At 68.8% G+C, this 20,649-nt stretch carries 24 protein-coding genes; 15 read left to right on the top strand and 9 right to left on the bottom strand.

Annotation, left to right across the window (positions count from 1 at the left end; all coding sequences use genetic code 11):
• Positions 1-371: 371 nt before the first annotated feature.
• The 4 genes from GOAMR_RS17190 to GOAMR_RS17175 all read left to right on the top strand — a co-directional run bounded on the left by GOAMR_RS17190 (position 372) and on the right by GOAMR_RS17175 (position 3,607).
• Positions 372-695, top strand: a complete 324-nt coding sequence (locus tag GOAMR_RS17190; protein WP_005190761.1) for a rhodanese-like domain-containing protein — start codon at positions 372-374, stop codon at positions 693-695.
• A complete protein-coding gene (locus GOAMR_RS17185) occupies positions 692-1,765 on the top strand; it encodes a DUF4328 domain-containing protein (RefSeq protein WP_040515679.1) in 1,074 nt (357 codons plus the stop codon). The genes GOAMR_RS17190 and GOAMR_RS17185 overlap by 4 nt, the downstream gene beginning before the upstream one ends.
• A gap of 81 nt (positions 1,766-1,846) precedes the next feature.
• A complete protein-coding gene (locus GOAMR_RS17180; protein WP_005190757.1) occupies positions 1,847-2,635 on the top strand; it encodes a glycerophosphodiester phosphodiesterase family protein in 789 nt (262 codons plus the stop codon).
• A gap of 54 nt (positions 2,636-2,689) precedes the next feature.
• On the top strand, positions 2,690-3,607 hold the full coding sequence (locus GOAMR_RS17175; RefSeq protein ID WP_005190754.1) for a DUF5926 family protein: 918 nt from the start codon (positions 2,690-2,692) through the stop codon (positions 3,605-3,607).
• Positions 3,608-3,751: 144 nt separating this feature from the next.
• On the opposite strand, the gene GOAMR_RS17170 is transcribed toward GOAMR_RS17175, so the two are convergent.
• The 4 genes from GOAMR_RS17170 to GOAMR_RS17155 all read right to left on the bottom strand — a co-directional run bounded on the left by GOAMR_RS17170 (position 3,752) and on the right by GOAMR_RS17155 (position 7,657).
• On the bottom strand, positions 3,752-4,315 hold the full coding sequence (locus tag GOAMR_RS17170; protein WP_005190751.1) for a ferritin: 564 nt from the start codon (positions 4,313-4,315) through the stop codon (positions 3,752-3,754).
• Positions 4,316-4,434: 119 nt separating this feature from the next.
• On the bottom strand, positions 4,435-5,997 hold the full coding sequence (locus tag GOAMR_RS25650) for an LCP family protein (RefSeq protein ID WP_244427439.1): 1,563 nt from the start codon (positions 5,995-5,997) through the stop codon (positions 4,435-4,437).
• 79 nt (positions 5,998-6,076) lie between these two features.
• Positions 6,077-6,883 (bottom strand): CPBP family intramembrane glutamic endopeptidase, encoded by an 807-nt coding sequence (locus GOAMR_RS17160; RefSeq protein ID WP_005190742.1) that lies wholly within the window; start codon positions 6,881-6,883, stop codon positions 6,077-6,079.
• Positions 6,884-6,904: 21 nt separating this feature from the next.
• Positions 6,905-7,657: a DUF2470 domain-containing protein gene (locus GOAMR_RS17155; protein WP_005190739.1), complete on the bottom strand. Its 753-nt coding sequence runs from the start codon at positions 7,655-7,657 to the stop codon at positions 6,905-6,907.
• A 211-nt stretch (positions 7,658-7,868) separates the two neighbouring features.
• On the opposite strand from GOAMR_RS17155, the gene pheA reads away from it, so the two are divergent.
• From pheA to GOAMR_RS17140, 3 genes are all read left to right on the top strand, one after another.
• Entirely contained in the window at positions 7,869-8,822 is a 954-nt protein-coding gene (gene pheA, locus GOAMR_RS17150; RefSeq protein WP_005190736.1) for a prephenate dehydratase, read from the top strand.
• A complete protein-coding gene (locus tag GOAMR_RS17145; RefSeq protein ID WP_005190733.1) occupies positions 8,823-9,485 on the top strand; it encodes a histidine phosphatase family protein in 663 nt (220 codons plus the stop codon). It begins immediately after the preceding gene.
• Positions 9,486-9,643: 158 nt separating this feature from the next.
• Complete coding sequence (locus GOAMR_RS17140) at positions 9,644-9,880, top strand: hypothetical protein (protein WP_005190731.1); 237 nt, start codon at positions 9,644-9,646, stop codon at positions 9,878-9,880.
• Positions 9,881-9,883: 3 nt separating this feature from the next.
• Here the strand turns inward: GOAMR_RS17140 and GOAMR_RS17135 are convergent, their stop codons facing one another.
• From GOAMR_RS17135 to GOAMR_RS17125, 3 genes are read right to left on the bottom strand one after another with little or no spacing between them, the layout of a single operon-like run.
• Entirely contained in the window at positions 9,884-10,708 is an 825-nt protein-coding gene (locus GOAMR_RS17135; protein ID WP_040515676.1) for an SDR family oxidoreductase, read from the bottom strand.
• A gap of 45 nt (positions 10,709-10,753) precedes the next feature.
• On the bottom strand, positions 10,754-11,104 hold the full coding sequence (locus tag GOAMR_RS17130; RefSeq protein ID WP_040515674.1) for a metallopeptidase family protein: 351 nt from the start codon (positions 11,102-11,104) through the stop codon (positions 10,754-10,756).
• A 4-nt stretch (positions 11,105-11,108) separates the two neighbouring features.
• Positions 11,109-12,377: a septum formation family protein gene (locus GOAMR_RS17125; protein ID WP_005190725.1), complete on the bottom strand. Its 1,269-nt coding sequence runs from the start codon at positions 12,375-12,377 to the stop codon at positions 11,109-11,111.
• A gap of 111 nt (positions 12,378-12,488) precedes the next feature.
• Between GOAMR_RS17125 and serS the strand changes: the two genes are divergently transcribed.
• From serS to GOAMR_RS17095, 6 genes are all read left to right on the top strand, one after another.
• Positions 12,489-13,745 (top strand): serine--tRNA ligase, encoded by a 1,257-nt coding sequence (gene serS / locus GOAMR_RS17120; RefSeq protein WP_005190723.1) that lies wholly within the window; start codon positions 12,489-12,491, stop codon positions 13,743-13,745.
• Between the two features lie 65 nt (positions 13,746-13,810).
• Entirely contained in the window at positions 13,811-14,215 is a 405-nt protein-coding gene (locus tag GOAMR_RS17115; RefSeq protein WP_005190720.1) for a hypothetical protein, read from the top strand.
• A 56-nt stretch (positions 14,216-14,271) separates the two neighbouring features.
• Entirely contained in the window at positions 14,272-14,679 is a 408-nt protein-coding gene (locus GOAMR_RS17110; RefSeq protein ID WP_005190718.1) for a hypothetical protein, read from the top strand.
• Positions 14,680-14,883: 204 nt separating this feature from the next.
• Positions 14,884-15,465 carry a hypothetical protein gene (locus tag GOAMR_RS17105; protein ID WP_138943791.1) on the top strand — a complete coding sequence of 194 codons (582 nt, stop codon included), beginning with the start codon at positions 14,884-14,886 and terminating at the stop codon, positions 15,463-15,465.
• A gap of 69 nt (positions 15,466-15,534) precedes the next feature.
• Positions 15,535-16,452 (top strand): DMT family transporter, encoded by a 918-nt coding sequence (locus tag GOAMR_RS17100; protein ID WP_005190711.1) that lies wholly within the window; start codon positions 15,535-15,537, stop codon positions 16,450-16,452.
• 92 nt (positions 16,453-16,544) lie between these two features.
• Positions 16,545-17,216 carry a DUF6636 domain-containing protein gene (locus GOAMR_RS17095; protein ID WP_005190708.1) on the top strand — a complete coding sequence of 224 codons (672 nt, stop codon included), beginning with the start codon at positions 16,545-16,547 and terminating at the stop codon, positions 17,214-17,216.
• Between the two features lie 5 nt (positions 17,217-17,221).
• Here the strand turns inward: GOAMR_RS17095 and GOAMR_RS17090 are convergent, their stop codons facing one another.
• Positions 17,222-17,869, bottom strand: a complete 648-nt coding sequence (locus tag GOAMR_RS17090) for a response regulator (RefSeq protein ID WP_040515673.1) — start codon at positions 17,867-17,869, stop codon at positions 17,222-17,224.
• Positions 17,866-19,083 (bottom strand): sensor histidine kinase, encoded by a 1,218-nt coding sequence (locus GOAMR_RS17085; protein ID WP_050942785.1) that lies wholly within the window; start codon positions 19,081-19,083, stop codon positions 17,866-17,868. The genes GOAMR_RS17090 and GOAMR_RS17085 overlap by 4 nt, the downstream gene beginning before the upstream one ends.
• A 113-nt stretch (positions 19,084-19,196) precedes the next feature.
• On the opposite strand from GOAMR_RS17085, the gene GOAMR_RS17080 reads away from it, so the two are divergent.
• Together GOAMR_RS17080 and GOAMR_RS17075 are read left to right on the top strand one after the other, a co-directional pair.
• Positions 19,197-19,805 carry a hypothetical protein gene (locus GOAMR_RS17080; protein WP_138943790.1) on the top strand — a complete coding sequence of 203 codons (609 nt, stop codon included), beginning with the start codon at positions 19,197-19,199 and terminating at the stop codon, positions 19,803-19,805.
• A 136-nt stretch (positions 19,806-19,941) separates the two neighbouring features.
• On the top strand, positions 19,942-20,649 hold a 708-nt coding region (locus tag GOAMR_RS17075), incomplete at its 3' end, for a DUF2306 domain-containing protein (protein WP_040515687.1).

Raw genomic sequence — 20,649 nt, 5'->3', positions numbered from 1 at the left:
CCACAATTCCACAGCGATATCCACAGGTCGAGAAGCGGTTTCTGTATAACCCTCAGATCTGTCAGCAATCGCCCTGTGAATAGAATTATGATGTTCTGCATAGTGCCTGCGACCTGGGCCGACATTCCCGTCCCGGCCCCGGCGGACCCGTGCCGCCGACGTTCCCGGCCCTGCCGGCGGCCGTCACGAGGGGCCGTGACCGCGGGTAGTCCACAGCACCCGCGGATCGGGCATGCACAGCCTGCCCGACGGTCGCGCCGCGGCGATGGGCGCGGGTGAAACCACCGCACCGCGCCGGCCGCCGGGGCGGCAGCGGGGTCAGATACCGGCCCGTCGATGTGCCGCGCTGTGACACCATGGACGGTGTGAGCATGTTCGACATCCCCGAGATCCCGGTGACGCAGCTGCCGGACGACTTCACCGACCAGCCGGCACGGTTGATGCTCGACGTGCGCGAGTACGACGAATGGGACGCCGGCCACGTGCGCGGCGCGCTGCACATCCCGCTCACCGAGGTCGCCGCGCGGCTCGACGAGATCGATCCCGACGCCGAACTGTTCGTCATCTGTCACTCCGGCGGCCGGTCGCAGCGCGTCCTGGAATATCTGCTGCGCAACGGCTACGACGGAAGCGGAGTCGAAGGGGGAATGTTGGCGTGGGTGCAGAACGGAAAGCCGGTCGAGTCGGGTCGATGATCGATCTGTGCCCCCGGTGCCGCATCCAGGCACCCCACAAACCCGGACGCACACAGTGCCCGCGCTGCGGCGGACCGCTGCGCGTCGTCGACGACGGCTCGTCGCACACCGGGCCGGGCGGGCCGCCGGCCACCGCCGGAGCCGCCGCACATCAGGCCCCGCCCCCAGCTCAGCACGCGCCCGCACCCCGACAAACCTCATCATCCCGGCAGACCTCATCATCCCGGCAGCCCCCATCATCCCGGCAGACCGGCGCACCCCGCATGTACCGCAGCCCGCACGTGCGCTGGGTCGCCCGCCGGCCACCCGAGACATTCCCGCCGCCGCGCCCGCCGCAGAACCCGGGCCCGGCTCCCATCCCGCGGTACACCTACCTGCCCGCGTGGGGCCTGCGCGACGAGCCCGTGACCGGCGACGACCCGGCCGTCACCCGCCCCCGAGGCAGCGCTCTGCCGGCGACGCTGCGGGTCACGGCCATCGCCCTGGCGGTCACCGCCGTCGTCCACCTGCTGCGGTACGTGCTGCTCGTGATCAACCGCACCAAGCCGATCCCCGGCTGGCTCGACACCGCGTCCACCATCCTGGTCTGGGCCGCGGGCGTGGTCGCGTTCCTGTTCTTCTGCGCCGCCACCGCGGCCGTTGTCACCTGGCTGCGCCGCACCCGCGCCGCCGCCTACCGCCGCCACGGCCTGCTCGAACCGCGCAAACCCTGGCAGATCGCGGTGTACGCCGCGATCCCGCTGGTCAACCTCGTCGGCGCCCCGTTCCTGGTGCGAGAACTCCTCGAGCAACGCGACGACCTCGACCGCCCGGCCGCCGGTCAGATCCTGCGCCGTACCGCGATCGCCTGGATCGTCGTCAACGTCGCCGCCGTCGCCGCGCTGTGCACCCGGTTCATCGCGAGCCGCTCCGACTCCCTGCAGACAGGCGCCGACGGCCTGTGGCTGACCATCATCAGCACCGCCCTGTCGGCCGGATTCGTCTGGTTCGTGCTGCCCGGACTCGTCCACGTCTTCGACGACACCCCCCACGTCGAGGCGCCGGCTCGCCGATGGGTCCAGGTGGCGTGACAATGACAACCATGCGGCGACATCTATGCGGCCACAGACACGTACGGGGCATGTCGGTCGACACTTCGGTCAGGGGTGCCGATGAGCGCGGTTGACCACGTCTCACGGTCGGGGAAGCCCGCCGTCGTCGCCCATCGCGGCGCGTCGCTCGAAGCCCCCGAACACACCGCGCGCGCGTACGAACTGGCCCTCGCGCAGGGCGCCGACGGCCTCGAATGCGACGTCCGCATGACCAGCGACCACCAGCTCGTCTGCATCCACGACCGGACCGTCGACCGCACCTCCGACGGCACCGGCATCGTCAGCGAGATGTCGCTGGCGCAGCTGCGCGAACTCGACTTCGGCAGCTGGCACGCCGACGGCAAACCGGCACAGATCCTCACCCTGCGCGAGCTGCTCACCCTCACCCTCGACTGGCGCAGGCCGGTGCGGCTGTTCATCGAGACCAAACATCCCGTGCGCTACGGCAGTCTTGTCGAACAGGCCATCCTGGAGACGCTGCAGGAGTTCGGCGTCGCCACCCCGCCCTCGGCCGACCACAGCCGTGCCGTCGTCATCTCGTTCTCCTCGGCCGGGGTGTGGCGCATCCGCCGTAACGCCCCGATGCTGCCGACGATCCTGCTCGGCGAGACCTCCCGCGTGCTGCGCGGCAGCGCCGCGACCGCCGTCGGCGCCACCGGGATCGGGCCGTCCATCGAGACCCTGCGCCTGCACCCCGAACTCGTCGACCGGGCCGCCGCGTCGGGCCGGGTCACCTACTGCTGGACCGTCGACGAGCTCGCCGACGTCCAGCTGTGCGCAGAACTCGGCGTCCGGTGGCTTGCCACGAACACTCCCGCCCAAGTACGTGAATGGTTGGTGGGCGTCTAGACGCGCCGCGAGACCGGGCGAATCCGCCCGAAACGCATCTGCCAAGGTAGAGCCATGGCTAAGAAGAGCAAGCGCGGCAGCGGACCACGTCCGGGGAGCAATCGGGCCGAGCGGGTGGCCGCCCGCAAGGCGCGGCAGGAGGCGGCCCTGGCCGCACCGCCGCGGCCGTTCGCCGGTCTGGCCGCCGAATGCGACCTGGTGGCGCTGCGGGCGTTCGTCGCCTCCGCGACCGCGGACCTGACCCTCGCGGGCGCGCCCGCCGACGGCCGCAGTATCGTGCTCGGCACCGTCCTGCCCGGCGCCGTCCCCGGGATTGTGCGCGAAACCGACGGCGCGCCACAGGCTTTCGTCGCCACCCAGACCGACCCCGAACCTGCCGACGTGACCGCGGCCCTGGCCTCGGCGATCACCTGGGCCACCACGGCCGAGGTCGGTTCCGACTACGCGCCGGTCGACGATCCGGCGCCGTTGACCGAGCTGCTGGTCGCCGACGCCACCCTGGACATCACCGTGCACAACGACTTCGGCTGGTGGCTGCACCCGGGTGCGGCGGTACCACCGGAGGTGGGGCAGATGCTGCAACGCGCCAACGACACCATCCTGCCGACGGCTCGGCTCAAGAACGACAGCGGCATCGGCGCCCCCTGGTGGGTCGACGCCGGTGACCGCGCCCACCTGCGCTGGGTGCGGCCCGAGGACGAGGACGACCTGATGAGCGCCCTGGCCCGGGTCCACGAGGCGGGCAATCTGACCCTCGGCGAAGGATCGCGGTTCGCCGGTTCGTTCCGCACGCACGGACTGCTCGTCCCCGTCTTTGACCTCGACGCCGAGAAACACCCCGACGAGTGGACCGAGGCGCTCAACACCTTCGACGCGCAGCTGGTGGAGGCTCTGGCCGACACCGCCGAACTGACTCCGGCACAGCGCCGTTCGCGCGACGGAATCCGCGGCCGGCAGGTCACGCTGCGCTGACGGGGCGAGGCTGACGGGGCGAGAACGACAACAGCGGGGCGACCACGAATCGTGGTCGCCCCGCTATGTGTGTGCCTGGGGTGTGCCGGGCCTGCGCGCCTGAGCTGTGGCGTCAGCGTGGCTCGGGCATCCTTCAGGTGTGGGTCAGATGGTCCCGCCCGCCGCGGCCGGCGCGGTGGCGTCGGTGCTCGCGGCACCGCCCAACTCGCGCTCGACGAAGTTCTCGACGTCGAACAGGTTGCCGTTGGCGCGTTCGGCGATGGTCTGCAGGGTGGTCATGGTGGCCACTTCCTCGACCTGCTCCTTGAGGAACCACTGCATGAACTGCTCGCCGAGGTAGTCGCCGTTGTCGCGGGCGGCGCGGGCCAGGTCGACGATCTGCTGGGTGACGCGCTTCTCCTGGGCCAGGGCCAGGTCGATGGGTGCCTGGTAGTTGTCGAAGTCCGAGCGCGGGACGTCGATACCGGGGAGCTCGATGTGCATGTCGCGGTCGAGGAAGTACTGCAGGATCATCATCGCGTGGTTGCGCTCTTCGACGGCCTGGCGGTAGAAGTGGCGCGCCATCTGCGGCATGTCGATGTTGTCGTAGTAGACGGCGACCGCGATGTACTGCTGCGAGGCGGAGAACTCGTTGGCGATCTGCTCGTGCAGGAGATCGTGGAATTTGGTGCGTACGGTTTTGTCGATCAGCTCAGTCATATCGGTCATGTTAGGAGTACAAAGACCCTTTGCGCATCCAAAGTCACCCTAATATTAGTAAGGCAAACCTACCGCTGACCAGCCTTTATTAGGTAAGCCTCATCAATTCTGGAAAAGCGCCGAGTTTGCTATTTGATTGCGCCACCGCTGTTTTGGATCAGCTCGTCCGGGACGGGCTTGCCCTTGCGTAGGTAGGTGAAGAATTCTTCTGTGTTGGAACCCACGATGAGTGAATCGCCGTCGTCGGTGACCTGGGAACCCGCATTGGGGGTTGTCGTGGTGATGGGTTTACCACGTAATGCCATCGCCAGGCTGACGAGATTCCAGATGTGGTCCTTCTTGTCGACGGTCAGCGAACCGACGGCACCGTTCACGAACGGCACGAGCCGGAACGGATTGAGCACCACACCGGGGCTGGTCGCCTTGGCCATCAGCGCGCCGAGGAATTTGCGCTGGTTGACCACGCGTTCGAGGTCGGCGTTGGGGAAGGCGCGGGTGCGCACCAGTCCGAGGGCCTGTTTGCCGTTGAGGTCGTGGCAGCCCTTCTTCAGGCGCAGCCCCGCCTTGGGGTCGCGCAGGTTCGTGTCGATGCAGATGTTGACGCCGCCGACGGCGTCGACGAGGTCGGCGAACCCGCCGAAGCCGATCTCGCCATAGTGGTCGATGCGCATCTTGGTGAGCTGTTCGACCGTCTGCACCAGCAGCTTGGGGCCGCCGAAGTTGAAGGCGGCGTTGATCTTTCGCTGACCGTTGCCGGGGATGTCGACGTACAGGTCGCGGGGGATGGAGATGATCATCGACTTACCGCTCGGCGGTTTGTGCACCAGCATGATGGTGTCGGTGCGCGAGCCGTCGCTGTCGCCGGTGGCCAGACGGTCCTTGTCGGCCTGCGACAGACCCTCGCGGGAGTCGGTGCCGACGATCAGCCACGTGCTGCCGGGGGTGGGGCCGGGACGGCCAGCGTACGAGGCGAGGGCGTCGACGCGGTGCAACTTGCTGTCGTAGTAGAACAGCGACCCGATCGTCGTGACGAGCAGCGCGATCACCACCATCAGGGCGATGCGCCCGAGCCGGAGCCTGCGGCCGGAGCGACGCCGGAACGGGTTGCGTGAGCGCGGCGCCGACGGTGGGAACGGGGCGCCGTGCTGGGGTGGACCGGCCGGGGCCTGCTGGTAGTTGTGCCGCTGCGGTGGCACCCGCACCGGATCCAGATGGCCCGGCGCAGGAGATCCCGGCCGGCCCTGCTGAGGTGGCTGGGCGGGGTGGGGCGGCTGATGGCCGTGGCCGCCGGGCGTCTTCGAGTAGGCGAGTGCGGGCGAGTCCTCGGCCGGCCTGCCCCCGACGACGGTGGGTGCGTGCGGATCGGGCTGGCGATGACCGGATTGGGGCGGGCCGGGCTGGTGGTGTGGACCGCGCCGCGCCGGCTGCCGGTCCTGCGGGTCGAGCTGGGGGATCGGCGCCGCGGGTGGGGGCGCGACCGGCCTGCGATGCGGCCCCGGCCCGTGCGGGGGATGCTGCCGGGGGCCCGGCTGCTGGGGCCTCGCGTCGCGCTGGGGCGGCGCCTCGTGCCGGCCACGGGCGGCGGGGCCGTCGGGCGTGAGCCGGGGGATCATGTGCGGGCGCGCGCCGGCCGGCGGCACCGGGGGTTCGGTCCCTCGGCGTCGCTTGTTCGGCGGTTCGTTCCCGTTCATCCGACCAAATCTACGCATCGAGATGCTGTGAAGCCGCCGATGCCACCTATCTGACCGACACCCCGCTGCGGCCGGCCGATCAATTTATCCACGACAGCTGGTCGTGTAGCAGGGCATAACCGACAAACGCGACGATGTCCATGACGGAGTGCGCGATCACCAGCGGCCATACCCGCCCGGTGAGCTGGTACCAGCGGCCGAAGATCAGCCCCATGACGGCATTCCCGAGACCGGCGCCGACGCCCTGGTACAGGTGGTAGCCGCCGCGCAGCAGGGCACTCGAGGCCAGCGCGCCGTCGGCGCCGAGACCGAGTTGCCGCAGCCGGGTGATGAAGTAGGCGACCACCACGATCTCCTCGGCGGCGCCGTTGCCGACGGCGAGGAGGATCAGGATCGGCCACCGCCACCACAGGCCGTCGGTCTCGGCAGGGACGAGACTCGCGTTGAGACCGAGCAGGCGCGCGACGGCGACCAGCGCCAGGCCGGGCAGCCCGACGGCAGCGGCCAGGGCCAGTCCGGGCGGAACGTCGGACGCCCGGGGTCCGCGGCCGAGCCCGGCCCTGCGCAGCAGTCCGCCGCGCCACAGCAGGTACGCCCCGAGCGCGGCGATCGCGAACAGCCGGACCGCCCGCATGATCTCGCGGACGGCGTCGATCGCCGCATTGCTCGACGTCGACGGATTGAGTGCGACGGTGGTGTCGCTGATCCCGGCACCGAGCTGCGCCTCCAGCAGGGACAGCGCCGCCGACAGCGCGGAGAACGCGAACGTGAGGATCCCGACGATCACCAGCTCGATGAGGATGCCGCGCCGGGACGCCGGATCGGTGACGACGTCGATCCCGGTTCGGTCCGGGGGATGAAGGATCAGACGAAGCCGCGAGCGCACACGCGCAAGGCTAGCGCCAGTTCACTCGGGCAGGCTGTTGATGAACGGGCAGCCGGCCAGGCCGCGCAGGGCGTACGACAGTTCCTGGACGTCGGTGACCGGGCGGGGGAAGGAGAGCCGGACGTCGTTGTCGCCGTCGGGGCCTTCGATGCGGAAGCGGATGCCGAAGCGGTCGAGGCCGAGGGGCCGGACGCGGCCGGTGCGCAGATGGCTGGGCAGTTTGCGGGCGAACTGGCCGACCATGTCGGCGTGATCGGCGTCGAGGTGGGCGATCCAGTCGTTCTCGTACTCCCAGAACGGGTCGGGGCTGGCGCCGGCGAGTTCGCCCGCGGTGACCGACGCGGCGCCGGAGCCGGTGGCGATGACGGCGGAGTTGAGCTGGAGCCGGAGCAGGGAGTGGCCGTGGCCGACGTCGAGGAGGCCGTCGTCGGGGTGCTCGGTGGCGATCTCGACGGCGAGGTCGCGTTCGAGGCCGGCGGGCACGGGGAAGAGGGTGCCGTTGAGCCAGATGAGGGAGCGGACGCGTTCGCGCAGGTCGATGGGGGCGCAGTCGGTGATCTCGAGCATGGCGGCGAGGCCGTCGGCTTCGTGGACCGCAGCCATGGCGTCGCCGTCGGTGGGGGCGAGGATGAAGGCCTGCGACTCGAACAGGTGCACCACCGACAGCGGGGTGGGTTCGGTGCCTTCGACGGCGAGCATGGCGTCGGAGACCCGGCGACAGGCGGTGACGATGAGCTCAGCGTGTGATGGCCGGCTGGTGACCGCTTGTGTCATGAGTGCTCCTCGCGCCTGGGTGGTGGTCGGGGGTCCGCTTCGTCGGCGCGGACCGGTGTGGCGTGCATCAATAAGGCAACCCTAACCTAATCTGCGGCTCGAGTGGAAGTCATTGCGAACATTTGGTCACAAGGACCTAAACGCCGGGGATCCGGTCACCGGCTGCCGGTAATCTTTGGTGGTGCCTGCCCAGACTGTTACGGACCCGACGGTGATCGCCTACTTCGGTCCCGCGGGTACCTTCACCGAGATGGCGCTGCAGCGGTTGCTCGCCGAGCGGCTACCGCTCCAGGACGTCCCCGGCATCGGTACCGCCGACGTCACGACCATCGCCGCCGCCAATCCCGCCGCCACCATCGCGATGGTCCGTTCCGGCGAGGCCGACTACGGGTGTGTGCCCATCGAGAGTTCGCTGGAGGGTTCGGTGCCGGCGACGATGGACGCGCTGGTGCCGGTGGACGGCAAGCGGGTGCAGGTGTTCGCCGAGGTGAGTCTGCCGATCGCGTTCACCGTGGCGGCCGCCCGTCCGCTCGAAGCCGACCAGGTCCGCCGGATCGCCGCCTACCCGGTGGCGTCGGCGCAGGTCCGGATGAGCATCGAGAAACTTTACCCACAAGCGGTTTTCGCCGTCGCATCATCGAATGCCGGGGCCGCGGTCGACGTGGAGGAGGGGCGTGCCGACGCGGCCATCACCACCGGGCTCGCCGCCGAGCTGCACGGGCTGACGGTCCTGGCCGACGGTGTCGCCGACGCCGAGGACGCGGTCACCCGGTTCCTGCTCGTCGGGCGCCCCGCGGCGCCGCCCGCACCCACCGGCGGCGACCGCACGGCCGTCATCCTCGGCCTGCCCAACGAACCCGGCAGCCTGATGCGGGCGATGGACGAATTCGCCGCGCGCAAAGTCGATCTCACACGGATCGAGTCCAGGCCGCGGCGCGACCTGAGCGCGGGCAAGACCTACGCCGGGCAGTACCGCTTCTATCTCGACGCCGTCGGGCATATCGCCGACGACGCGGTCGGCGAGGCATTGCGCGCCCTGCACCGGAACGTCGAATCCGTTGTGTACCTGGGATCGTGGCCCGCCGAGACCGCAGTCGGCTCGCCGCCCCCGGACACCGCCGACAGCGTCCGGTGGTTCGACGGCCTGACCCGAGGGGAGGGTTAGATGCCGACCCTGCACCTGGTCCGCCACGGCGAGACCACCGCCAATGTGATGCACCGTCTCGATACCGCGCTGCCCGGTGACTCGCTCACCGATTTCGGTGTGCGCCAAGGGGTCCGGTTCGGTCTCGACAACCGGACCGCGGGTGAGCCGGTGCTGATCAGTTCGCTGGCCCGCCGGGCCCGGGAGACCGCCGAGGCCATCGCCTCGGTGTGGGACGTGGATCCCGTCGCTCTCGAAGGCATCCACGAGGTGCAGGTGGGTGACCTCGAATCCCGCCACGACGAGGAGGCGCATGGCGTCTTCACCGATATCGTCAACCGTTGGTACGCAGGCGATTTCGACGCCCAACTCCCCGGCGGTGAATCACTGACGATGGTGCACGGCCGCTTCCTGCCGGTGATCGACCACCTCGTCGCCGCCCACCTCACCGGCCCCGACCCGCGCGACGTGTACGTCATCAGCCACGGCGCCGCCATCCGGCTCATCGCCTCGCACCTCACCGGTATCGACGCGAAGTTCGCCGCCGCCACCCGGTTGCCCAACACCGGATCGGTCGAGATCGAGTACACCGACGCCGGAGTCTGGGTATGCAAACGCTGGGGCGCCACCCCCGCCCCCTTCGGCCGCGACGACGAGCCCCTCGTCGTCGAACCGATGGGCTGAGCTGTGCTCATGCGGCGGACCTGATTTCGGCCCCCTTGTCCCCGTGGCAGATCGACCCGCCGACGGATCGGTGGAGGTGGTCAGGAATCGAGAAGTGGTGCGGTGGGAAAGGTTCTACCGTGGATTTCGTCAGCAAGTTGATGCGAAGGAGAACCACCATGAAGACCATGACCTGCCGTGAACTCGGCGGACCCTGCGACCACGCGCACCGGGGCGAGAGCGCCGACGATGTGATCCACCTGCAGGATAAGCACCTCAAAGAACTCGTCGACGCCGGCGATCAGGCCCACATCCCGGCCCGCAAGGACATGAAAAGCCGTTGGCGGCGGCCTGTTTCGGGACTCAAGTGGTACAACCAGGCCAAGGCCGACTTCGCGGCCCTGCCGCAGTCATAGCTCTCAACCCTGCCGTGCCCGCATACTCGCCACCACTCCGCCGTCGTTGAGAATGTCTGTGCCGGTGAGGTATCCGGCCTTGTCGCTCACACAGTAGGTGAACAGGTCGGCCATCTCCTGGGCGGTGCCCCAGCGCGGCACGTTGGCGCCCTCGACCATCGCGCCGGCGCCGGATTCGGCTTCGAGCCTGCCCATCTCGGTGTCGACGGAGCCGGGGGACACCGACACGATGCGGATGCCGGCGGCGGTGAAGCGTTCGGCCTGCGCCGACGAGTACCACTTCACGAAGCCTTTGCTGACCGCGTACGAGAAACCCGACCGGGCTTCGGCGGGGAACGGTGCGTATGTCTCCAGCAGGGCCGCGACGAAGGCGTCGGGGTCGGTCAGCGCGCCGGGGAACAGTGTCTCGGGGATGAGTTCGGCCGGTACGAGGTGGGCGGCCATCGACGCCACGTTGACGATCGCGGCCCCGTCGGCGACGGCGCCGGAGGCCAGCGCGAGCAGCGCCTCGTCGACGTTGACGGTGCCGAGTGCGTTGATGCGGGAGATGAATTCGGCGTCGCCCATGCTCGGGCTGACGCCGGCGGTGTGTACGACAGATGCGATGGGGCCGATGCCGGTCGCGGTCGCGAACAGTGCGTCGACGGCGGCGCGGTCGGTGACGTCACCGAGAACAGTGGTGACCTCGATGCCGTCGAGCGCCGCGACGGCCGCGTCGAGGCGGTCCTGCGAGTTGTCGAACAGGACGATGTGGTGGTCGGTGCCGAGGTTGCGCGCGGTGGGCACGCCCATGCCGCCGGCGCCGGTGATCACTGAAACGGTTGTCATACCCGTCGACAATACAGTCGGGTATTCGGTATCCGGGGCCGCCTGTCAGCCCCAGCCATTGGAGTGCAGCCAGGCGTCGTCGATGCCGAAGTGGTGGGCGATCTCGTGCATCACCGTCACCGTCACCTCGTGCGCCACCTGCGCGCGGGTGTGGCACATCCCGAGGATCGCGTCGCGGTAGATGGTGATGGTGTCGGGCAGGAACCCGGCGTAGTCGGTGGTGCGTTCGGTGAGCGCCACCCCCGCATACAGGCCCAGCAGGTGCGGGTCCTCGTCGTTGCGGGGTTCGACCAGGATCACGACATTCGACATCTCGGCGGTCAGCTCGGCCGGGACCTGGTCGAGCGCGTCGGAGACCAGCCCGTCGAACTCGTCGTCGGACATGAGAACGGGCATCGGGTCACCCGGCCGGTGCGGGGACTTCGAGGTCGTTGGCGTCGTAGCCACCCGGCAGCGGCACCGGGGTGGGCAGCGCCCGGCCCGGCGGGGCCTGCGGCGGCGGCACCGGCAGCTTGCCGTTGATCAGCAGCGTCTCCCGGGCGTCGCCCACGAGTGTGGCGAAACCGCCGCGGTCGGGCAGACCGAGGTAGCAGACGGCGGTGCGGCTGCCGGCCAGCCAGCTCGGTTCCAGGATCACCGACCACTGCGTATTCAGCGTGGTGGCCTCCAGCTTCGCCTTGCCGCCCATGAACCGTTCAGCCTGGCCGGGGCACACCGACGCCAGGAAGGTGTTCTGCTCCTCCTTCGACGGCCACGGCCGGTTCGCCACCCGGTCACCGAACTTGACCGCGAGATCGACCGTTCCGGTGGTCTGGAAGGAATGCTTCTCGGCACAGTTCACCTCGGCCGTCGGCTTGCGCGCGGCGTCGATGCCCACGCAGGTGCCGGGGGCCCACTTGAACGACTGGTCCTGGTTGGCCACCTTGCCGGCGAACTGGGCGGGCTTGTTGTCGGGGCCGGTCTGCTGCAGGCCACAGCGCAGTGCGCGCGCGCCCTTGTCCCACTGCACCTGCGACGGGAACATCATGCTCACCGAGAACCGGCCGTTCGGGTCGCGTTTGCCGACGAGGTAGCGGTCGACGATCACCGCGCACTGTTCGTCGCGGATCTGGGCGAACCGCTGCTCGCCGGGCCAGGTGGCGGACTCGCCGAACTCCGAACCGGGCAGGAGCGCCGTGTCGAGCGGCCCGGCGACCTCGAACCGGTGCCGCAGATCGCAGTTCACCTTCTTCGGGTCACCGGGATTGCCCGCCGGCCAGTCGAGGCAGTCGCCGACCACCGATTCGGTGAAGGCGTTCTTGGCCAGTTTCTCCTTGCCGCCGATGCCGGTGTTCGCGACATCGCCGCCGTCGCCGACGCCCTGGACGAGCGCGATCGCGCCGGCGATGAGCGCACCGATCACCGCGGCGGACAGGACCACCCGCAGGGGATTGCCGAGCAGCCCGCGCCGGGACCCACGTTCGGGTTCGGCTTTGTCGTCGTTCTCAGGGTCGTCGTCGGGGACCTGCGCGTACGCGAGTTTTCCGGAGTCTCGGTCGACCGGGGGCAGCACCGTTGTCTCGGAGCCGTCGGCGTCGACCCAGTCATCGGTGTCGTCGGCTGCGACGGCGTCATCCAGGTGCGGGTCGTCCGGGTCCTGCGGGTCGCGGGCTTCGTCTCGGTCTTTCATCACCGTCCATCATGCCTGCCCGAGGCGCTCGGACCCAGAGGTATGGCCGTTGTGCCCTGGTCGGTGAGGCGAAACGGGCGACGAACCGGCAGGCCGGTAGGCTTTTCTCTCGTGATCGACCTCAAGATTCTTCGCGACAATCCCGACCTGGTACGCGCCTCGCAACGCAAACGCGGCGAGGACGAGGGCCTGGTCGACGCGCTGCTGGCCGCCGACGCGACCCGCAGGCAGTCGATCCTCGAGGCCGACCGGCTGCGCGCCGAGCAGAAGGCGCTCGGCAGGCAGGTCGGCAAGGCGGCCGGCGACGAGAAGACCGCCCTGCTCGCCCGCGGCAAGGAACTGGCCGAGCAGGTCAAGGCGGCCGTCGCCAACCAGAACGAGGCAGATGAGGCCTCCGCGGCCGCGCATCGCTCGATCTCCAACATCGTCGCCGACGAGGCCCCCGCCGGCGGCGAGGACGACTACATCGTCCTCGAGCACGTGGGCGAACCCCGCAAGCTCGACGACCCCAAGGACCACCTCGAACTCGGTGAATCGCTGGGCCTGATCGACATGAAGCGCGGCACCAAGGTGTCGGGTTCGCGGTTCTACTTCCTCACCGGCCAGGGTGCGTTGCTGCAGCTCGGCCTCCTCAACATGGCCGCCGCGAAGGCCGTGGCCAACGACTTCACCCTGATGGTGCCGCCCGTGCTGGTGCGTCCCGAGGTGATGGCCGGCACCGGCTTCCTCGGCGCCCACTCGGCCGAGATCTACCACCTGCCCGACGACGACCTGTACCTCGTCGGCACCTCCGAGGTGCCGCTGGCCGGCTATCACATGGACGAGATCCTCGACCTGTCCGACGGCCCCAAGCGGTACGCCGGTTGGTCGAGTTGCTTCCGCCGCGAGGCCGGCAGCTACGGCAAGGACACCCGCGGCATCATCCGCGTGCACCAGTTCGACAAGGTCGAGGGCTTCATCTACTGCAAACCCGAGGACGCCGAGGCCGAACACCGCAAGCTGCTCGGCTGGGAGCGGGAGATGCTCGCCGCGATCGACGTGCCGTACCGGGTGATCGACGTCGCCGGCGGCGACCTGGGTTCGTCGGCCTCGCGCAAGTTCGACTGCGAGGCGTGGGTACCCACCCAGAACACCTACCGCGAGCTGACGTCCACCTCCAACTGCACCACCTTCCAGGCGCGGCGCCTGTCGATCCGGTACCGCGACGAGAACGGGAAACCGCAGGTCGCGGCCACCCTCAACGGCACCCTGGCCACCACCCGCTGGCTGGTGGCGATCCTGGAGAACCACCAGCAGCCCGACGGCTCGGTCGTCCTGCCGCCGGAACTGGCCCGCTTCGTCGGCACCGAGGTCCTCGAACCCAAGTAGCCGGACAGGGCGAGCGGTGTCACCGGTTCGGGTGTCAGTCACCCGTACCCACTACCTTCTTGCCCATGGCAAAACATGGAGTACGGAAGTGGATCGCGGGTGCGCTGGTCGGTGCCGCCGCGATGTCGGGTGTGGCGGTCGGCGCGGGTTCGGCCGAGGCGAAGATCGATCAGGGTCGCTACAAGATGCAGCAGTTCGTGTACGGCGTGATCCCGACTCCGGTGGCCAACGCCCGGGTGATCGGTTCGACGTTGTTCTACGACTACTGGGGCGTCGGACCGTGGAACCTGTACAGCCAAAAGATCAAGCCCACCAGGTCCGGGGGCATGGCGTCGTTCCTCACGACCCATCCGGCCTCGCAGTGGTACTCCCGTATCGAGTTCAGGAAGACGCGATACGGCTACAAGGGGACGATGTACAGCACCGGCAGCGTCGCCATGGGTGACATGATCCTGCGCAAGGTCCGCTGACCGACGGTGTCACCGATTCGGGTGTCATCCGGGCGGACATATTAAGTTTCCTTCCCATGGCTAAACATGCTCTACGGAAGTGGATCGCGGGTGCGCTGGTCGGTGCCGCCGCGATGTCGGGTGTGGCGGTCGGCGCGGGTTCGGCCGAGGCGAAGATCGACTCGGGCTGGTACACGATCCAGTGGTACGAGTACGGCATCCTGCCCATGCCCGTGCAACCTGCCAAAGTCGTCGGCAACACCCTGATCGGCAACCCGACGGGATTCCTCCCCTGGGACATGAGCAGGATGAAGATCAGGCCGACCCGGCACGGCGGTGTCGCGTCCTCGGCGCCCGATCCGGTATCCGAGTGGACACTGCGCATCGACTTCAAGAAGACGCCCTACGGGTACAAGGGCATGCTGTTCGAGTTCGGCGTGATCGTCGGCGACGTCTACTTGCGTAAGGTGCATAAGAAGCACTGACTCGCGGTGGCTGTCCGAGATATCCGCCCGATCTCTCGTCCGCACGCCAGGGGCTGTTTCGTCTGACCCCATCGAATTCGTCTGATCTATCGAAACAAAGAGGTATCGCACCTTGTGCGATGCCTCTTTGCATGGGGCAGAGGTTGCCGGGCGTGCGCTGAACGCGGCTTTGGATCAACTGTGGTGCCCGCTACACTGCCGGTCATGACGAAGCATTGGGTGGGGAAGTCTGTTGCGGGCGTCATCGTGGGTGCGGCGGCCATCGGGGGAGCGGTGGCAGGCACGGGCGAGGCGTCGGCGAAGATCGAGTCGGGATTCTACGAGCTGTCCACGGTGGTGACGGGCGGACCGTCGTTCACGCCGACGTCGGCGGTGCCGTCGAACGCGCGGGTGATCGGGAACCGGCTCTATTACGACGAGGGCGGCGTCGGGCCGTGGAACACCAATCAGTACGTGATCAAGCCGACCCGCAAGGGTGGGACGGTCACACCGGGCGGGATCGGCGATGTCGTCTACCGGGCGGAACTGCACAAGACCCGCACCGGGTACAAAGGGCCCCTCTACCTCTTCGGGGTTCCCTACGGCGAGTTGGTGCTGCGTAAAGTGGACCGGAACGAATCGGACTCCTTCCGGCAGACCCGCGAATCGAGGGAGTCCAGGTTCGAGAACACCCCGGAGACCCCGAACAACCTGGACATACCCGATGCCCCGGACGCGCCCGAGCGCCCGGAGGCCCCGGATGCTCCGGATGGGCCGGATTCCGGGAGCCAGCCGCAACAGCCTTAGCAGAGGTGCAGCCATGAACCACTCCGGATCCTTTCCCCAACGGCACCACGAGGGGACCGGGTCCGGACGATGATCGCGGGTTCGATTGTCGCGGCGATCGGCGCGTTCGCGTTCGCCGCGGCGGCGGTGTTGCAGGCCCTCGGCGCGGCCAAGGTGTCGCGGAGCGCGACGACCATCGAGGAGCGACGTTGCTCCGACAAGTCGCATCCGTCGTTGCGGTCGACGGGTGCGACGATGATCACCGGCCCGTTCCTGATCGGATTCATCTTCGACATCATCGGGTTCGTCGCCACCATCGCGTCGGCGCGGATGATCCCGCTGTTCCTGTCGCAGACCATCATCTCGGCCCGGCTGGTGGCCACCGCGCTGCTGGCGATGGTGGTGATGAAAATCCACCTGACGATGCGCGACTGGATCGCGGTGCTGGTGGTGGTCGCCTCGCTGGTGCTGCTGGCGGTGTCGGCGGGCAAGGAGGGCGTCGACGACGACCGCTGGATGCACTGGGTGGTGCTCGCGGCCGGTCCGCTGCTCCTGGTGCTCGGGATCGTCGCGATGCGCAGGCTGCACCGGCACATCGCGTCGGCGACCGGGCTGATCGCCGGCGCGATCTTCGGGGTGATGGCGGTGGCCTCCCGTATCGTCGACGGCCTCGACCCGTTCGACGTGGCCGACCTGTTCACCGATCCCGCGTTCTACGGGCTGCTGATCAGCGGCATGTGCGGCTTCTACCTGTTCACCATCGCGCTGCAGACCGGCTCGGTCAACGGTGCGGCGGCGGCGCTGGTGGTCGGGCAGACGGTGCTGCCGGGTGCGGTCGGCATCACCTTCCTCGGCGACATCACCCGGTCGGGGTGGGGGCCGGCGGCGATCGTCGCGTTCTGCGCGGCCGTCGTCGGCGGTGTGGTGCTGGCGTGGTCGGGTGTGGTGACGACTGTCGAGAAGGCGGAGAACGCGAACATGCACGTCCCCGTCGGCCATGTCGGCTGAACGGATGACGTAACCTTCGTACGGCTAACAATCTCCGGGAAACGGCGATACTGCCACCAGACCAGGTGTGGATCACAGCGATCGGAGAAGCCATGAATAACAGGACAATTCGGGCAGCACTGCTGGGTGTTGTCGTCGTGCCGGTGGTCGCGGCCCTGGTCACGGGCTGTTCGTCCGACGACGAGCCGAGCACGTCCGCCATGTCGACGGTCACGGTCACCCGCTCCGCCGACGCCGCCGCGCCGTCGAACACCAGTTCTGACGGCGGCTCTCTGTCCGGCCCGAACACCGATGCGCCCGGTACCGGCGACGATGCCGCTCCGGTGGTCACCACCGATGCACCGGGTTCTTCCGACGAGGGGTTCACCGCGGCCGACCCCGCCCGCTATCGCGCCGACAGCACCGGGGGTGATGTCGCCTTCGTCTCGCCGACCCTCAACATCTGGTGCCGGCTGGGCCAGGCAAGGTACACCGCGGGCTGCCAGGCGAAGTACGCCCCGATCCCCGCGGGTGCCGACTGCAAGGGAACCGCCGACTACCCGCTCAGCACGCTGAGCAAGGGCTTCTTCCTGGAGGGCGACAAGGTCACGCCGTCGTGCTTCAACCAGGGGATCTTCACCTCCTCCGAGCGCCACGTGTTGCCGTACGGGTACTCGATCTCAGCCCACGGCTACACCTGCTACTCCCGCAGCACCGGGGTCACCTGTAAGACCCCGTCGGGCCGCGGCTTCGTGCTGTCGATGCAGGAGGCGCGCACCTTCTAGGGCGGCTACAGCGGGTGTTCGCGGACGAGGATCGCCGCCTGCACCCGCGACGACAGCCCGAGCTTGGCCAGCACCCGCGACACGTGCGTCTTGACGGTGGCCTCGGTGATGTAGAGCCGCTTGCCGATCTCCCCGTTGGACAATCCGTCGCCGAGGCACCCCAACACGTCCCGCTCCCGATCGGTCAGCGCACCGAAATCGGGGGTCCCGGACGCCGCCACGGGTTCGGTCCGCGGCGCCGACCGGAAGGTGTCGACGACGCGCCGCGTCACCTCCGGCGCCAGCACGGCGTCACCGGCGGCCACCGCCCGGACCGCACCGACGATGGTCTCCGCCGACGCCGTCTTCAGCAGGAATCCGCCCGCCCCGGCGGCCAGCGCCCCGAACACGTAGTCATCGAGGTCGAAGGTGGTGAGGATGACGACGGGGCAGATCCGTTCGGCCACCAGCGTGGCGGTGGCGGTGATGCCGTCGGTGCCGGGCATCCGCACGTCGAGCAGTGCGACGTCGGGGCGCAGCGTCCTGGCGGCGGTGATCGCCTCGTCGCCGTCGGCGGCCTCACCCACCACCTCGATGTCGCCGGCGTTCTCCAGCATCATCCGCACCCCGGCACGTACGGCGGCGTGGTCGTCGGCGATCAAAACCGTTGTCATGGATACTCTTTCGCCGAGTCGGTGGGGTGACCCGCGGTGCGCAGGGGGAGTGTCGCGGTCACGGTGAACGCGCCGTCGCCGGGGCCCGCCGCCAGGGTGCCGCCGGCGACGGCCGCACGGGTGGTCATATTGGTGATTCCCCGTGCGGTGTGCGCGGGTTCGGCCTCCGCGGGTGGGTCTGTGAGCGGATTGGTGACGACGAGCACCAGGTCGTCGCCGGCGATGTCGATATCGATGCTGATCGGTTGTCCGGGAGCATGTTTGGTGGCGTTGATGAGGGCCTCGGCCAGGATGTGGTGGGCGGTGATGTCCACGAGCGGTGGCAGTGGCGGGTCGAGAACCTCCGGGGTGCAACGTAGTTCGACGTCAGTACCGGATCCGGTGACGGGTTCGATGAGCCGGTCGGCGCGCCGCAGCGTCGACGTCGCCCGGCTCCTGTCAACTGTGCCGTCGGTCAGCAGGTCGATCATCGCGCGCATCTCCCGCAGCGCCTCGACGCTGATGGTCCGGACCGACCCGAGAACCCGGTCCGACAGCGCCGGATTATCCAGTGCCGCAGCCGATTGCACGGCGATGCTGGAGAGCTGCCCGGCGATCACGTCGTGCAGGTCCCGGGCCAGGCGGCGCCGCTCCTCCTCGACGGCCTCGACGCGTTCGTGGTCGGCCAGGGTGGCCAGGGTGCGGGCGTGCTGCCGCTGCACCTCCGCCGCGGTGCGGTGTTCGCGCAGCGCGTGCCCATACGCCAGGGGCGAGAAGATGAGTGCGATCACCCATAGGATCCCGACGAACACGGTCCGCCACTGCGTGGGCTGTTCGGCGGCGGCCAGCAGCACCACCACCGCTGCCGACACGATCGCGCAGAGCACGTACAGCCGGCCGACGAGACGCTGCGAACCGTAGCACGCCACCGCGTACACGATGTCGGAGAAGATGATCCACACGGCGACGGTCGGACACAGGACGACGTCGACGGTCAGCACCGCGGTGGTCCCGGCCAGTGCGGCGGCCGGCCGGTCCCGGCGCAGCAGCTGGAAAGCCGCGGCCACGGTGAGCGTCACCCACGGCAGCCACGACCCGAACCGGTCCGACAGCAGCCCGCTGACCTGGTTGAGACCGGCGATCTGCAATGCCGCGCCGACTGCGAAGAACAGCGCCGTGAGCCGCACGTCGTCGAGCTGGGTGCGGCGCAGCGGAACGGACCACATGCGATCCATTCTCGCAGCGTGCGGGCGCCGGGTCATCCGACGAAAGGATGACTCCGAAGGTGGTGGTGGTGTCGGCGGTACGGCCGATGCGCGCGGTGGTGCCCACGCGCGAGGGTGGACGCATGACGAACACAATCCTTGCCGCGGACGCCGCCGGCTCCCCGATCCTGGCGGTGATCGTCGGCTGCGAGATCGGTTTCTGGGTGCTGGTGCTCGGCGGCCTCGCGGTCCGTTATCTGCTGCGCATGCCCGGCCTGTCGAGGGCGATCCTCCTGCTGGTGCCGCTGCTTGACCTCACCCTGCTGGTAGCCGTCGCGCTCGACCTGAACCGCGGCACACCGGTAGGCAACATTCACGGCCTGGCCGGCATCTACCTCGGTGTCACCGTCGCGTTCGGTCACTCGATGATCGCCTGGGCCGACGTCCGCTTCGCGCACCGTTTCGCGGGCGGCCCGAAGCCGGTGAAGCCACCCAAACACGGCCCGGCCGCCATGCGCCACGAGCTCCATCTGTTCGCTCAGTGGCTGCTGGCCGCGGCCATCGCCGCCGCCGCGATCTTCCTGCTCTCCAACACCGTCGCCGACGACACGCAGGCCGACGACCTCGCCGCCACCTACGACGCCCTCGGTATCGTCACCGTCATCTGGCTGCTCACCGGCCCGGTCTGGGTCCTGTTCTCCGCCAAGGATGACGACCCCGCCGACCGGCATCCCACCCGGATTCCGCGATGAATCACCCACTGCTGGTCGAGGTGTGAGGAGCGCAGGCGACGAGCCTCGAAACCCATTGAGCTGAACGGGAAATCGGGGTACGAATCAGGGTATTTCCCGGTTCCGCCGACCGCGCAACGGCTCCTAGCCTCGACGTGTGACCACAGATTCAGATCCCGTCTCAGCGCAGGTGCCGTCGCGGGGAGATACCCACGATGGAAGGCGGGGACTGTTCGGGCTGGTGCTGCTGACGTCGATCGCGATCGCGGTGTTCGCGCCGCTGCAGTATCTCGGCGGTGACCTGGCCGAACTCGGGGCCGGCGGCAACAGGGTGGCCGCGAACTACGCGCAGCGGTCCGCACTCATCCAGGCGGTGCTGTATATCCACATCGTCACCGCGGGTGTGGCGCTCGTGGTCGGCGGTGCGCAGTTCTCCCACCGGCTGCGGACCCGGTTCCCGTTGGCGCACAGGTATTCCGGGAGGCTGTACGCGGTGGCCGCGCTGCTCGGCGGGGCGTCGGGTCTGGTCGTCGCCTGCACCAGCGCGGCCGGACTGACCGGCCTCATCGGTTTCGGTGCGCTGGCCGTCGGCTGGATGTGGAGCACCGCGTCTGGCTGGGCGTCGGCGCGGTCCGGCCGGATCGCCGATCATCGCGCCTGGATGATCCGCAGCTTCGCCCTCGCCTACGCCGCCGTCACCCTCCGGGTGTGGCTGCTCGTCACGATCCCCCTTCTCGGCGGATTCGACACCGCCGGTGACAATTTCGCGCGGGCCTACGCCCCGGTCCCGTTTCTGTGCTGGATCCCCAACCTTATCGTCGCCGAAACCCTCATCGCCCGCCGGAATCTCCCCGGCCTCCGCCCC

It is taken from the genome of Gordonia amarae NBRC 15530 (assembly GCF_000241345.1).
Classification (GTDB): Bacteria; Actinomycetota; Actinomycetes; order Mycobacteriales; family Mycobacteriaceae; genus Gordonia; species Gordonia amarae.
This window is presented reverse-complemented; position numbering and strand designations above follow the sequence as displayed.